Below are 13,621 nucleotides of genomic sequence, written 5' to 3'. Positions count from 1 at the left end.
TAATACGACTTTTAAAAATGATAGGGGAATGGAACCGATAGAAAAAATATCAATACAAAATTTCGCGGGAATAGAGAAGCTAGACTTAGATATTAAGCCGATTAATATTTTGATTGGTCCTCAGGGGGTTGGGAAAAGTGTGGTGGTAAAGTTGATTTACTTTTTTAAAGAAACCTTGTATGATCTAGGGAGTAGAACAGGGATTTCATTTTTGGAAACAGTAGAAAATCACGAAAGAAATATGATTGGTGTTTTTCGTAAAATGTTTGACAAAAGTGCTTGGAAGTCCGAAGGTTATTTTGAAGTGGTATATCAAAGTACCAGTGGATTGCTCTATGTTGTTAGAGGAAAGGGCAGTGGAGAAATAAAAATAGAATTACCAAGAGAATATACGACTATATTGGAGGAAATAATTCAATTAAATCAACAGTATTCTACTTTAAAAGTTGGCGATTTAGGGATTAGTCAATATTTAAAACACAGAAAAGAGATTGAACGTTTTTTCAGAGTAAAATTAGGAGAAAAGTTTAATGAAAATTTAGCAGAGCAAGTTTTCGTTCCTGCAGGGCGTAGTTTTTTTTCAACTATTAATAGGAATATATTTTCTATTGTGGAAGGAGAAGGAGAGATGAGTTCTTCTCTAGATTCTTTTATGTTGAGATTTGGAGCAATTTACCAGCTTTTAGAAGACTTAGAAATGAGAAGTGCTGGGGAAGAACTACAGGAAAACCCTAGTCAATTTACTACTTTGGTCAATCAGATCATTGGAGGACGATATATCAAGGAAGAAGAAGGGCAAGTATACATCCTTCATGAGGATCAAAGAAAAGTGGAGTTGAAAAATGTGTCCTCAGGGCAACAAGAGTCATTGCCAATGTTGTTGATTTTGAAGGCTATTTATGAAAGAAAATGGTCGTCTGATGGGTGCATATTATATATAGAGGAACCAGAAGCTCATCTGTTTCCTACGGCTCAAAAACAGATTGTAGACTTATTAGCCCAAGTTTATACAAGTAATGCTTCTAATTTTCAGCTGTTTATTACAACACATAGCCCTTATATTCTTACTTCTTTTAATAATTTAATTTATGCTGGAAATCTCGTCAAGGAAGATGAAACAAAAAGGGAAGCTGTCGAAAAAATTATAGGAGGAGAGGCTCTTCTCGACTCTAGTCTTTTTGGGGTCTACGCAATAGACCAGGGTGGAGCTACTGATTTAATGGATCAAGAAAATGGCATTATTGATGCAGCATTATTGGATGAGGTGTCCAATACGATAGGAAGAGCGTTTGATCAATTATTAGACATTGAGTATGCTGGACAAGATTGATCCTACATGTAAAGAAACAGATTCGCGTAGCAAATTCGTTTTTCAAGAGAAAGGAAGAAAGCTAACGTTAGTAAATACCCAACAGATTAAATCTACGAAAATCAAAGTAGATGGCTGTCATATTCAAAACAGTAGGGCTTGCGATTTTATGCTAGTAACTGCCTATGATGATTTTTATATCGAATTAAAAGGACAAGATGTAAGTAAAGCACTAGAGCAAATTATAGAAACGATCGAAGTTGTGGGTAAATCTTCTAAAAGAAGGAGAACAGCCTATGTTATTTGTTCTAAATCGCCTAGAGTGGATACTTCTATCCAGAAGAAAAAGAAATACTTAAAAGAGAAATATACTTGTGCGTTAGAAATTGCGGTGAATCAACGTGAATACAGCTATTAAAAAATAAAGGTTAGTTTTAACTATCTTCGAAACAACGCAAAAAACAAAACCACCTGAATAATAAATACGGCGTAAAACTTTAGCTTAAAACTCTGCTTAGCGGTTTTGTGGCGCAATTGTTTCATGGCTAACCATCCGCCAAGGCTGCCTCCTAAGAAGCAAAGCGTTAACAGATTTTTTTCTGAAATTCGATTCTTGTTTTTTTGCGCCCGCTCTTTGTCAATTTTGAACATAGAGTAGGTAATGTAGTTTATGGCAAAAATGTAAAAGAATAAAAACTTCATCTCATTTATTTATTGGCGCAAAGGTAGTATTTTAGCTATTCTTAAAATAATATATTATGACCTTGATTCATTTTATTCAACAAGCTGTAGATGCTTCCATAAAAAGTATTGAGAACACTTTAGCCTTGTTAGATGAAGCATGTACCATCCCCTTTATTGCGCGCTATAGAAAAGATAGAACTGGAAATTTAGACGAAGTGGCCATTGAAAAGATTGCCAAGTACCGCGATCTCTATGTGGGAATTGTCAAGCGAAAGGAGTCTGTTTTGGCGTCGATTGAAGAGCAAGGGAAGTTGACAGACGAATTGCGTGCAAAGATCGAGCAGAGCTTTGATTTAATAGAAATAGAGGATTTGTATTTGCCGTATAAGAAAACGCGTAAAACAAAGGCTGATACTGCCAGAGCCTTAGGTTTAGAACCTTTGGCGAAAATTATTATGGCGCAAAATGCTACGAACATCCAAACCATGGCGAGCAAGTATATCACAAACGAGGTCGAAGATGAGGAGAAAGCCATTCAAGGGGCCTGTGATATTATTGCTGAATGGATCAATGAACATTTGTATATCCGCAAGGCATTGAGACGAAAATTTCAACGAGAGGCCATTGTGGCGACCAAAGTGGTCAAAGCAAAAATAGAAGAAGAAGGGGCGCAGAAATTCGAACAGTATTTCGATTGGTCAGAACCACTATATAAGATTCCCGCCCACCGATTACTCGCTATTTTACGCGCGGAAAAAGAAGGCTATATTCGCATGAATATTGCAGTAGACAAAGAAGAGGCGCTTCAATTTGTGGAGCAGACAATTATAAAGAGCAAAGGCGAAGCAGCGGCTTATCTGCAAAAAGCGGTAGCGGACAGCTACAAACGCTTGTTGGAACCTGCCTTGTCTAATGAAGTGTTGGGCGAAGCCAAAGCCAAAGCAGATGCTAATTCTATTGCCGTTTTTGCCGATAACTTAGCCCAATTATTATTAGCTTCTCCTTTGGGGGAAAAACGCATTTTAGCGATTGATCCAGGCTATAAAACAGGATGTAAAATTGTGTGTTTGGACGAAAATGGAAATCTGTTGTACAACGAAACAATTTATCCGCATCCACCGCAAAAAGACAGTGCAATTGCCATGAAAAAAGTGCGGTCTATGGTCAATTCCTATCGCATAGAGGCCATTGCAATCGGAAATGGAACTGCATCGAGGGAAACCGAATTCTTTATCAAGAAAATAGCCTTCGATAAGCCTGTACAGGTCTTTGTGGTTAACGAAGCAGGAGCCTCGGTCTATTCAGCTTCAAAGATCGCTCGAGAAGAGTTTCCCAATTACGATGTAACAGTGCGTGGAGCCGTGTCTATCGGAAGACGCTTAGCAGATCCTTTAGCAGAATTGGTAAAGATTGACCCTAAGTCGATTGGAGTAGGACAATATCAACACGATGTTGATCAAACCCTGCTGAAAAGCGAGTTGGATACTGTTGTGATGAAGTGCGTAAACAAAGTGGGCATTAACATCAATACCGCAAGCAAGTCTTTGTTGAGCTATGTATCGGGAATAGGGGAGAAGATGGCGGAGAATATTGTACAATATCGAGCAGAGCACGGGGCATTTACCTCTAGAGCAACGTTGAAAAAGGTACCGCGATTAGGGGAAAAAGCCTTTCAACAAGCGGCAGCTTTTATTCGAATTAAAAATGCAGCCCATCCCTTGGATGATTCAGCTGTGCATCCAGAGGCCTATCCTGTGGTGGAAAAAATGGCAAAAGATCTAAACGTAACCGTGGATACTTTAATCTCTAATAAAGAAGCCATTGGGAAGATTGATGTAAAAAAATATGAAACGGCAGATATAGGGATTTTAACTTTAACGGATATTTTAAAAGAATTGGAAAAACCAGGATTGGACCCGCGTAAGGCAGCCAAAGTCTTCGAATTTGACCCTGCTGTAAAGCAAATTACGGATCTAAAAATTGGACAAGTATTGCCGGGTATTGTCAATAATATTACCAACTTTGGGTGTTTTGTTGATGTGGGAATTAAAGAAAGTGGCTTGGTTCACATCTCCCAGCTAAAAGAAGGATTTGTTTCCGACGTGAATGAAGTAGTGAAGTTACACCAACACGTACAAGTGAAAGTAGTGGATGTTGATTTTGCAAAAAAACGCATTCAACTTTCTATGATTCTGTAATTTTTAAATTAAAAACATACTTTGGCATAGTCTTTGTTTTTATATTTAAAGAAAATGTAAATACATTTTTTTGAAAATGCAATAAGGTTAAGTTAAGTAGTGTTTTTATTATGTTTTATAAGTGAGGTGCCTGTTAGACGATGTTTAACGGGCACTTTTTTTGGTGACAATGGACCATAAAAAATGCGTTATACCCCAAGGTATAACGCATGTAAATATCGAGATTCTACTGAATTATTCTGTTTTTGAAGTGTCTTCTTTTGTCGCTTCTTTCTTAGATGTCTGTTGAGCATTTTCATCTTTAGTAGCATCTTTGAATTCCTTGATTCCAGTTCCTAATCCTTTCATCAATTCAGGAATTTTCTTACCACCAAATAACAATAAAATTAAGGCAACAATAATTATAATTTGCCATGGTCCAACCATTCCTAAAAAAATATGTAATGCGTTCATATTATTTTGTTTGAAGATTTTAATAAAAGCAAATATAGGAAGAAAAACTGATTCCCTTTATTGGAAGATTCTATTATTTAACTTTTTGATCTGTAATATTAACATTATGACCAATTTAATATGTGAATAAAAGCAAAAAAGAGAAGAAGTCAATTTTTTTAATGTTTATATTTGTGTGGAAAACGAATAGCTTATGTCGAAGAAAGGACTTCAATGGAGAAAGTGGAAGAAAAGACTTCTTGATAAATATAGAGTAGTAGTAGTGAACGATCGAACGTTTGAAGACATCAGTTCGTTTAAGCTAAATGTGTTAAATGTCGTTGGTGCTACAACGACTATTGTCTTTCTGTTGTTGGTTTCCAATGTTATTTTGTTGATTGTTACGCCCTTAAAAGAGTATATTCCGGGGTATTCTTCGTCAGAATTAAAGCAAAAGTCGGTGGATTTGGCCTTGCGCGTTGATTCTTTGGAAACAGTGATTAAAAAAAATGAGCAATATGTGGCGGCAGTGAAGCGCGTTTTGTTGGGTGATGTTGAAATTACCGCAGCTAGTGTGGATTCCTTGATGAAAACTGAAACACCGCTCAATATAATCGAACACACTGAACCCAGTGAAAAAGACTTAGCGCTTCGAGAATACGTGAGAGGGGAAGATAAATACAATTTATTTACCAATGCGGAAGCAAGAGTAAATATGGTGCTTTTCTCACCAATTGAGGGCACGATTATGCGAAAGTACGATCCCAAATCATCGCATTTCGGTATTGATTTTGCAGCGGCAAAAAACGCTTTAGTAAAATCAGTTGCCAAGGGTACTGTTATTTTTGTCGATTGGACGATCAACGACGGTTATACGGTTATTGTTTTGCATGAAGAAGGATTGAGTTCTGTGTACAAACACTTGTCTTCTTTGACTAAGAGCAAGTATGAAACGGTGCAAGCAGGGGATGTCTTAGGACTTTACAATCAAGAAGAAACAACGGGAAAAGTCAGTCAATCCTATATGCACTTTGAATTGTGGAAAGATAATTACCCTTTAGATGCTCAATTATTTATTGATTTAGAATAAACACAATATGTCTATAAAATCTTTTGGAGCGAAGTTGTTCGCATCCATCATCCATAAAAAAACGCAAAAATGGCTTAAAAACCCAGTGGAAACCCAAGCTAAGGTATTGGCTGATTTGGTTGCACAAGCGAAGCACACTGCCTTTGGGAAGGATCATCATTTTGAGCTAATACGAGATGCAGTGACCTTTGCACAGCAAGTTCCTGTTCGCGATTACGAAGGGTTGAAACCCTATGTTGATCGCGTGGTCAACGGGGAAGAGGATGTGCTTTGGAAAGGTAAACCTTTGTATTTTGCCAAAACTTCGGGCACAACCTCAGGGGCCAAGTTTATTCCTTTGACCAAAGAGTCGATGCCCTATCATATTGAAGCGGCACGCAATGCAATTTTGGCTTATATACACGAAACGGGCATTGCTGATTTCGTAGATGGCAAGATGATTTTCTTGCAAGGAAGCCCGGTGCTCGAACAAGTAAACGGCATAAATCTAGGACGATTGTCGGGAATTGTGGCGCATTATGTGCCTGCCTACCTTCAAAAAAATCGATTGCCGAGTTGGGAAACCAATTGCATCGAAGATTGGGAAACTAAGGTGGACGCCATTGTTGAAGAAACTGTACGCGAAAATATGACCGTGATATCGGGAATCCCTAGCTGGATTCAAATGTATTTTGAGCGATTAAAAAGCAGAGAAGGAAAAAATGTAGGGGATATTTTTAAGAACTTTAATTTGTTTATCTATGGGGGAGTTAACTTTGAACCGTACCGCGCAAAATTTGAACAATTAATTGGGAGGAGAGTTCCTTCAATTGAACTATTTCCCGCTTCGGAGGGATTTTTTGCATACCAAGATTCTCAAAAAGAGAAAGGATTGTTGCTTTTGTTGAATGCGGGTATTTTTTACGAATTCATCAAAGTAGAAGATTTTTATTCTGCTCAACCTAAGCGATATACAATAGGGGAAGTGGAATTAGGTGTCAATTATGTACTCTTAATTTCAACGAACGCAGGATTGTGGAGCTATAATATTGGGGATACGGTGCAGTTTGTCAATTTGAAACCACATCGCATAGTTGTTTCTGGGCGCATTAAGCATTTTATTTCTGCCTTTGGCGAACATGTGATAGGCAAGGAAGTGGAAACAGCCTTACAAGAGGCGATGGAGGGTACAGGAGTACAAGTTAATGAATTTACTGTAGCACCTCAGATCACACCTGTTGAGGGGTTGCCGTATCACGAATGGTTTATTGAGTTTGGACAAGCACCTGACAATATGGAGGAGTTTGCCTTGCGCATCGATGCTGCCCTGCGCAAGCAAAATGTATATTATGACGATTTAATCGTCGGAAAAGTATTGCGTACCCTAGTGATTCGATCGGTAGAGCAAGAGGGATTCCAGGCGTATATGAAAAGCATTGGAAAACTAGGCGGACAAAATAAATTGCCGCGATTGAGCAATGATCGAAGCATTGCGGATCAATTAAAAATAGACTAGAATTTAAGAGAGAAAAATGAGGACTATGAGAGAGATTAAAAATATTTCAAGAACAAGAGCTCAGGTATCATCCGCAGCTATTGAGCGCATTTACATTACTATGCGACATTTGTTTAACAGAGGATTCTATAAACCTATGGGGGTATCTGGAGATACGCTCAGAGAAGCGTTGTTAGAATTGAGACCAGAAATATATGGTACAATTGCAGAAGAAAAGGCAGAATTAGATGGATTACTTTATGTGATCGAGCGATTGCCTATTGGTATCGAAGAGTGTAGATACATCAATTTGACTTCAGATGAAGGGTATGCCTTTTCTCATTTTCAAGCCATCGTACCACCAAAAAGAAGAAGAAATTGCTACCGCATCGACCAAGAGCAAATGAATATTGAAATTACGCGTGGACGTTCAGATATTTACGACGTTTTAACGCATTTGACCTTTATTTTCATTGAGTCTCACAAGATTAAAGATCGTGTATTAATCGCCGAAGATGGACGTGTGACGCGTGATTGGAAGAAGATAGAACTGGCAGCCAAGCAAACTGAAGCACTGGAATTGGAGGAAAAAGAGGTAACGATCTCCCATTTGGCCAATGTGTTAGGTCGTTCGTTTGCTGAGGTGCTAACGGTATACGAAAAATTCGCTATTCCAGAAAACCCAGATCGATTTTTGGATGTGATCTACTGGTTAGGTAAACTTGCTATCGAAGAGGAAGTAGAAAACGACAAGCGTACTATTACGTTTAGCCCGTTGTTGCGCGAGCGATTGGGACACCATATTTACGGTGAAATCTGGTCGGATCGCATCAAGAATGTATTAGTTGAAAAAGGCCTACAAGAACGCCCGATTCACATTATTAGCGCCAATATGCACAGTGTGATGAATTCTATTTTCGCCCCTTTTGTCATGCAAGGTGAACTAGAGGTATCTGATGAAGTAGAAATATATGAAGAGTTGAGTAAGCCCGAAAATAAAGCTTTGCGCAACTTAGTGAGAGAACGAGCGGAAAAAGAGGGAATGATCTTCCTATCAGATGACTCGGGTACCAATATAGACGTGCAGATTTTCGATACGGCACAGATCGACTTCAAAAACACCAACTTTGCCAAGGCGAATTTTGAAGGAGAATCTCCCGTAATTATCGTGATGGACTACGCGTTCGGTGAGCAAGCATATGAGACAATTGATGAATTGCTCAAACCGTATAAAAAACACATACAATTGAACGTGGAATCCGTATCTATTATGGGAAAAGCGGGTATCTTAGAAGGAGGAAAAGGCGATATTATGATTCCTTTTGCCCATATAAATGAAGGAACTGGAGATAACTATCCGTTTGACAATGAATTGACGGTGGAAATGTTTGAAAACCACGGCATTCCCGTGGTAGGGGGTACCATGGTTACTGTATTGGGAACTTCACTTCAAAATAAAGATTTGTTGAAGTTTTTCCACGATTCGACTTGGGGGGTAATCGGACTTGAAATGGAAGGAGCCCATTATCAAAAAGCCATTCAATCGGCTTCAAAAATTCGCAAAAGCATCAATCCCAATGTCAAAGTGAGATATGCATATTACGCTTCGGATAATCCCCTAGAGACAGGAAGTACCTTAGCTTCTGGTGGATTGGGCACAACAGGGGTGAAGCCAACGTATTTAATTACAATTAAAATATTAGAGCAAATTTTTAAAATTAAATAATTATAAGCGTACAGATTAAACACGCTATGATTCTAGCGTGTTTTTTAATTGGAACTATTTTTGTGTCTAGAATGGTTCAATTGATACGCGTGTAATAATATAGATCAAGATAATAGGATGAAAAATAAGGATGAATACGATAGCGAAGTTGGCCTTGGTGATTTAAAGGGTTTTGTCGAACACAGCATTTTTAAAGTAATACAGTATTTAAAAAAGAATAGTATCTACCTCGCATTAATTGTCATAGTAGGTGGTGGTATTGGCTATTATTTGGACAAAAAACAAGGAACAGAAGAGCAAGTGAACTCATCTGTTATGGAAAAGGGAGATCGGCTAATAAAAAGACAGACAGCTATATCACTTAATTACAATTCAATTGAATTAGTAGAGGAGTGGATGGCTTTATATCTTCGTGATGAAAAGTGGAAAAAAGCGGGATTGGTTAATTTAGAGCTGATTAGTTTTAAGCCAACTATACCTTCCAATACCAAAGGAGAGTCTGTGTCGGAAATTGCTTATTCTAATGCTACGTCTAAAGATGATCAAGGAAAAATAAGACAGGGGCTGTTTTTTACTGATTTTCAATACTATAAATTTGTTGTTCTTGCTAAAGAAGGGTTTGATTTTCGATTGTTTTGGAAAGATTTAACCCAACGCATAGAAAAAATGGATCATTTTTCTAAATTGCAAACCTTGCATCAAGCTTTTTTAACGGACCGTAAAGCGGAAATTATTCAAGATCTCAATAGACTCAATAAATTGGTTGAAAAAGAGGGTATTGCAGCAACGGATTTAATTGAAGTTATCCAAGCTAAGAGAGTACTAGAGCAGGAATTAATAACCATAAAAGCAGTGCAAATGCAAACGTCTTCTGTGCTATATGAAGCATATGAAATAAACGAAGCAGAGCAGTTAATCGAGAATATGCGTTATGATCCTGATGCAGTACCGCGCAAGAAAATTCAATTGCCTATTGTTGGATTGGTCTTGTTTTTCTTGGGACAATGGATGGTAAGAATCAACAGAAAGTACACTAAAAATAACGAATAAGATGGAGGTAAGAACAACGAAATTACCTGGCTGTCTCATTGTAAAGCCTCCAGTTTTTACTGACAGTAGAGGATATTTTTTTGAAAGCTTTAATCAAGAGTTATTTGAGAAAAAAAGCGGTTTGCAAATTAACTTTGTTCAAGACAATCAATCTTTTTCAACAAAGGGAACGTTGCGTGGTCTACACTTTCAACGGGGAATTCATCAGCAAGCCAAATTAGTCCGCGTTATTCAAGGTGAGATTCTCGATGTCGTGGTTGATATACGAGAAAATTCACCTACGTTTGGACAGCATTTTTCGATGATACTAAATGACAAAGAACAAGAGCAGTTATTTATTCCCAGAGGGTTTGCTCACGGTTTTTTGGTACTTAGTGAAACGGCAATCTTTGCTTATAAATGTGATAATTACTATAATAAACAAGCTGAAAGCGGTATATTGTATAATGATCCCATATTGAATATTAGTTGGTCAAATGTCAATCAAGAATACCTTATTTCAGATAAAGATCTCTTGTTGCCATCCTTTCTTGAAATACTACCACTATGATAAAGGTTCTTGTAACTGGAGCAACAGGTCAGATGGGGCAAGCGCTTCAATCTATATCCCATCAGTATGAGGATGTAGATTTTGTTTTTTTATCAAGTAAAGAATTGAATATTACAAAAAAAGAAAGTTGTCTCGCTGTATTTGAGCATTATAAACCAGCGTATTGCATTAATTTAGCGGCTTACACTAATGTAGATCGAGCGGAAGATGAAGAAACTTTAGCTTTTTTGGTGAATGCGGAAGGATGTAAGAATTTAGCGGAAACCTGTTTACAACACAATGTAATATTGGTCCATGTCTCTTCAGATTTTGTTTTTGATGGTGAGAAAGAGACCCCCTATACAATTGCTGATACTCCGCGTCCAATTAATGTCTATGGCGCTTCTAAATTAAAAGGAGAACAATATATTCAAGCATTAGTAGTTAACTATTATATCGTTCGCACTTCATGGGTGTATTCCGAATTTGGCCATAATTTCAAGAAAACGATGTTGAATTTGGCTCAAACCCAAACAGAACTTAGTGTTGTCGATGATCAAATAGGATGTCCCACTCATGCAACAGATGTTGTGCGCTTTCTACTGGATCTCATCCGCAAAAAAGAAAAGTTTGGTCTGTATCATTATCAAGGCAAACAATGTGGTTCATGGTATGATTTTGCAGTTGCTATTTTTGAAGAAGAAGGAATTAAAATTAAGGTAAACCGAATTAAGTCAGAAGATTATTTAACTAAGGCTAAAAGACCAAAATACAGCGTGTTAGGATAAGCGAATTTTTATTATGGAAAGGATTAAATCGTTTTTTAAAGAACAGAATTTTAGAGTATTAGTCGGTAATTTTTTATCCTTAGCCGTATTACAGGTTTTAAATATACTATTGCCATTTTTAACGATTCCATACTTACTTCGCGTAGTAGGAGTTGAAAAATTTGGGTTGATCAGTTTTGCTTTAGCCTTTGTCACCTTTTTCCAGATTGCTGTGGAATACGGTTTTAATACAATTTCAACAAGAGATGTCTCTATTGCCTCTAAGGATTCCAAAGCAGTACAGCAAATCTTTAATCAGGTGTTGACGACTAAACTGTTTTTACTGGGGATCAGTACCTTTGTTTTTGTAGGCGTTGTTGTTTTGATTCCCAAGTTTAAAGCTGATTTATTCGTTTATTTATTTACCTACATCATGGTAATCGGGCAAGCATTGTTTCCCGTATGGCTCTTTCAAGGTTTGCAGCAAATGAAGTATATCACCTATCTCAATGTGATATTTAAAACGGTGTGTACGCTATTAATATTTCTAGTAGTCAAGCAAGAAAGTGATTATTTTTATGCACCACTATTAACTTCATTGGGCTTTTTATTTAGTGGTTTGGCTTCTCTCTGGGTGGCTAAATCTAGGTTTAATATTCGTTTTTCTCTTTGTACATTCAAGCAAGTTAAAGAACAACTAAGTAAAGCGAAGTACTTATTTTTATCCGAATTTCAGATTGCTTTGATTGCTAATGCCAATGTTTTGATTGTCGGATTCTTATTAAATGATACCGCAGTAGGCTATTATGCCACTGCAGAAAAGGTAATTCGAGCGATTTCAAACCTACAAGCACCACTGATCAATGCATTTTATCCCTATGTGTCTAAATTAATGTTGGAGAATAAAAATAAAGCGATTCAACAGATCAAAAAACTCGCGCGTTATGGTTCAATCGTAGATTTGGTAGCCTTGCTCCTACTCTTTGTTCTGTCCCCCTTGATTTTTAGCCTGTTGTTTGGCACCGAAACTGAGGAAAGCGTACTCGTTTTTCGCATTATGATTGTCTTTCCACTCTTGTCGTTTTTAGATCAACTGTTTGGAAAGCTTATCTTGTTGACCAACAACAAGGAATCCCTTTTTTTTAAAGTCTTTTTTTATACCTCCATCGCAAGTGTAGTTTTATGTGTAGGTTTGACGCATAAGTTTGGATTTATAGGTACAGCAATTGCAAGCACCATCGCTCAATCATTGTTGGCATTTGGTATGTGGTTTTATGCTAAACCTTTTTTAAGAACATCATGATGACACCCAAAATTAGTATCATAGTACCCGTATACAATGGAGCAGCGTATATTGAACGAACGCTAGAATCCATCTTAAAGCAAAGTTTAACAGCTATCGAAGTCATTGTTGTAGATGATGGATCTACGGATCATACATTGTCCATACTTGCTGCGATTAAAAATCCAAAGCTGCGCGTACTATCCAAACAAAATGGAGGAGTAAGTTCGGCTCGGAATGCGGGCATGAAAGCTGCAAAGGGGATGTATATCGGCTTTGTCGATGCAGATGATGTGGTGAAAGACAATTTATTTGAACAATTGTATCAGGCATCTGCTGATATGGATGTTGTAGTAAGTCGACTACTAATTGAAAAAGACGGTACCTTTGTACAGAAAGATTCTTTTTTGGAATCAAATCGAATATACAGTCAAGAAGCGTTTAGACAAGAAGTATTAGCGCGTTATTTAACGATTGAGAATTTAGATTTGCTCTCTGTTGTCAATAAGATCTACCGCAGTAGTTTTTTACGAGATAATGCTATTTTATTCGATGAAACTCTTGCACTAGAAGAAGATGGAATGTTCAACCTCAAGGTGTATACCAATATGCAAGCACTGATTCAAATTGATTGTGCGGGATACTATTATTTGGCAAATGAAACAAGCGTAACCAGGGATTTTATAGGCCATAATTCCCTTGATAAACTCAAACAAAAATTCAATCTAGACTATAAAGAGATCGCTGATCTAGACTTTAGTGAGGAACAACTACTTTCTTTTAAGTCATCCAGATTGATTTACAGCATTTGTTTCTTACTTTTCAGCTTGTCAAAGGCAAAGAGTAGTTGGACTGAAAAAAAAGCGTTTATAACACGTGTAATGGAAGATTCTTTGGTTTCATTTGCAGTAAGGCATTTAGATGATTATTATGTCCAAAATCGCTCTAAATTTGAGCAAATCATAGCCTGGTGTATTCTAAAAAACAAGGTAATGATAGTAAAAGGCATAATATGTCTCTTGGCTATAGCCCATCGATTGAAACTCCTTCAACTTATAAAAAAAATAAATTAACTATCCC

13 protein-coding genes are annotated in these 13,621 nt (G+C 37.3%); 11 read left to right on the top strand and 2 right to left on the bottom strand.

Annotated elements, in window-relative coordinates:
- Positions 1-28: 28 nt before the first annotated feature.
- Together H4K35_RS12900 and H4K35_RS12895 are read left to right on the top strand one after the other, a co-directional pair.
- A complete protein-coding gene (locus H4K35_RS12900; protein WP_182628381.1) occupies positions 29-1,330 on the top strand; it encodes an AAA family ATPase in 1,302 nt (433 codons plus the stop codon).
- Positions 1,314-1,727, top strand: a complete 414-nt coding sequence (locus H4K35_RS12895) for a hypothetical protein (protein WP_182628380.1) — start codon at positions 1,314-1,316, stop codon at positions 1,725-1,727. Before H4K35_RS12900 ends, H4K35_RS12895 begins: the two co-directional genes overlap by 17 nt.
- 20 nt (positions 1,728-1,747) lie before the next feature.
- Here H4K35_RS12895 and H4K35_RS12890 read toward each other — a convergent pair whose 3' ends face one another.
- Entirely contained in the window at positions 1,748-2,011 is a 264-nt protein-coding gene (locus H4K35_RS12890; RefSeq protein ID WP_182628379.1) for a DUF1294 domain-containing protein, read from the bottom strand.
- A gap of 56 nt (positions 2,012-2,067) precedes the next feature.
- On the opposite strand from H4K35_RS12890, the gene H4K35_RS12885 reads away from it, so the two are divergent.
- Complete coding sequence (locus tag H4K35_RS12885; RefSeq protein ID WP_182628378.1) at positions 2,068-4,191, top strand: Tex family protein; 2,124 nt, start codon at positions 2,068-2,070, stop codon at positions 4,189-4,191.
- Positions 4,192-4,425: 234 nt separating this feature from the next.
- Here the strand turns inward: H4K35_RS12885 and H4K35_RS12880 are convergent, their stop codons facing one another.
- Positions 4,426-4,644, bottom strand: coding sequence for a twin-arginine translocase TatA/TatE family subunit (locus H4K35_RS12880; protein ID WP_182628377.1), 219 nt, complete (start codon positions 4,642-4,644; stop codon positions 4,426-4,428).
- Positions 4,645-4,837: 193 nt separating this feature from the next.
- Here H4K35_RS12880 and H4K35_RS12875 point away from each other — a divergent pair, with 193 nt between their 5' ends.
- The 8 genes from H4K35_RS12875 (at position 4,838) to H4K35_RS12840 (ending at position 13,614) form a co-directional block, all read left to right on the top strand.
- Complete coding sequence (locus H4K35_RS12875; protein ID WP_182628376.1) at positions 4,838-5,713, top strand: murein hydrolase activator EnvC; 876 nt, start codon at positions 4,838-4,840, stop codon at positions 5,711-5,713.
- Between the two features lie 7 nt (positions 5,714-5,720).
- Positions 5,721-7,208 carry a GH3 auxin-responsive promoter family protein gene (locus H4K35_RS12870; RefSeq protein ID WP_182628375.1) on the top strand — a complete coding sequence of 496 codons (1,488 nt, stop codon included), beginning with the start codon at positions 5,721-5,723 and terminating at the stop codon, positions 7,206-7,208.
- A 25-nt stretch (positions 7,209-7,233) separates the two neighbouring features.
- Positions 7,234-8,913 carry a hypothetical protein gene (locus H4K35_RS12865; protein ID WP_182628374.1) on the top strand — a complete coding sequence of 560 codons (1,680 nt, stop codon included), beginning with the start codon at positions 7,234-7,236 and terminating at the stop codon, positions 8,911-8,913.
- 117 nt (positions 8,914-9,030) lie between these two features.
- A complete protein-coding gene (locus H4K35_RS12860; RefSeq protein WP_182628373.1) occupies positions 9,031-9,963 on the top strand; it encodes an AtpZ/AtpI family protein in 933 nt (310 codons plus the stop codon).
- A gap of 1 nt (position 9,964) precedes the next feature.
- A complete protein-coding gene (gene rfbC, locus H4K35_RS12855) occupies positions 9,965-10,513 on the top strand; it encodes a dTDP-4-dehydrorhamnose 3,5-epimerase (protein WP_182628372.1) in 549 nt (182 codons plus the stop codon).
- Entirely contained in the window at positions 10,510-11,280 is a 771-nt protein-coding gene (gene rfbD / locus H4K35_RS12850; protein WP_182628371.1) for a dTDP-4-dehydrorhamnose reductase, read from the top strand. The genes rfbC and rfbD overlap by 4 nt, the downstream gene beginning before the upstream one ends.
- A gap of 13 nt (positions 11,281-11,293) precedes the next feature.
- A complete protein-coding gene (locus H4K35_RS12845; protein ID WP_182628370.1) occupies positions 11,294-12,562 on the top strand; it encodes a flippase in 1,269 nt (422 codons plus the stop codon).
- Positions 12,559-13,614: a glycosyltransferase gene (locus H4K35_RS12840; protein WP_182628369.1), complete on the top strand. Its 1,056-nt coding sequence runs from the start codon at positions 12,559-12,561 to the stop codon at positions 13,612-13,614. Before H4K35_RS12845 ends, H4K35_RS12840 begins: the two co-directional genes overlap by 4 nt.
- Positions 13,615-13,621: the final 7 nt, after the last annotated feature.

The organism is Myroides sp. NP-2 (assembly GCF_014145665.1).
Lineage (GTDB): Bacteria > Bacteroidota > Bacteroidia > Flavobacteriales > Flavobacteriaceae > Flavobacterium.
The sequence above is the reverse complement of the archived record's forward strand: the minus strand, read 5'-3'. Positions and strand labels throughout refer to the sequence as shown.

Bases quoted from the DNA above. Each gene is read 5' to 3' on its own strand.
- H4K35_RS12900 (WP_182628381.1), top strand. From the start codon at position 29: ATGGAACCGATAGAAAAAATATCAATACAAAATTTCGCGGGAATAGAG.
- H4K35_RS12895 (WP_182628380.1), top strand. From the start codon at position 1,314: ATGCTGGACAAGATTGATCCTACATGTAAAGAAACAGATTCGCGTAGC.
- H4K35_RS12890 (WP_182628379.1), bottom strand. From the start codon at position 2,011: ATGAAGTTTTTATTCTTTTACATTTTTGCCATAAACTACATTACCTAC.
- H4K35_RS12885 (WP_182628378.1), top strand. From the start codon at position 2,068: ATGACCTTGATTCATTTTATTCAACAAGCTGTAGATGCTTCCATAAAA.
- H4K35_RS12880 (WP_182628377.1), bottom strand. From the start codon at position 4,644: ATGAACGCATTACATATTTTTTTAGGAATGGTTGGACCATGGCAAATT.
- H4K35_RS12875 (WP_182628376.1), top strand. From the start codon at position 4,838: ATGTCGAAGAAAGGACTTCAATGGAGAAAGTGGAAGAAAAGACTTCTT.
- H4K35_RS12870 (WP_182628375.1), top strand. From the start codon at position 5,721: ATGTCTATAAAATCTTTTGGAGCGAAGTTGTTCGCATCCATCATCCAT.
- H4K35_RS12865 (WP_182628374.1), top strand. From the start codon at position 7,234: ATGAGAGAGATTAAAAATATTTCAAGAACAAGAGCTCAGGTATCATCC.
- H4K35_RS12860 (WP_182628373.1), top strand. From the start codon at position 9,031: ATGAAAAATAAGGATGAATACGATAGCGAAGTTGGCCTTGGTGATTTA.
- rfbC (WP_182628372.1), top strand. From the start codon at position 9,965: ATGGAGGTAAGAACAACGAAATTACCTGGCTGTCTCATTGTAAAGCCT.
- rfbD (WP_182628371.1), top strand. From the start codon at position 10,510: ATGATAAAGGTTCTTGTAACTGGAGCAACAGGTCAGATGGGGCAAGCG.
- H4K35_RS12845 (WP_182628370.1), top strand. From the start codon at position 11,294: ATGGAAAGGATTAAATCGTTTTTTAAAGAACAGAATTTTAGAGTATTA.
- H4K35_RS12840 (WP_182628369.1), top strand. From the start codon at position 12,559: ATGATGACACCCAAAATTAGTATCATAGTACCCGTATACAATGGAGCA.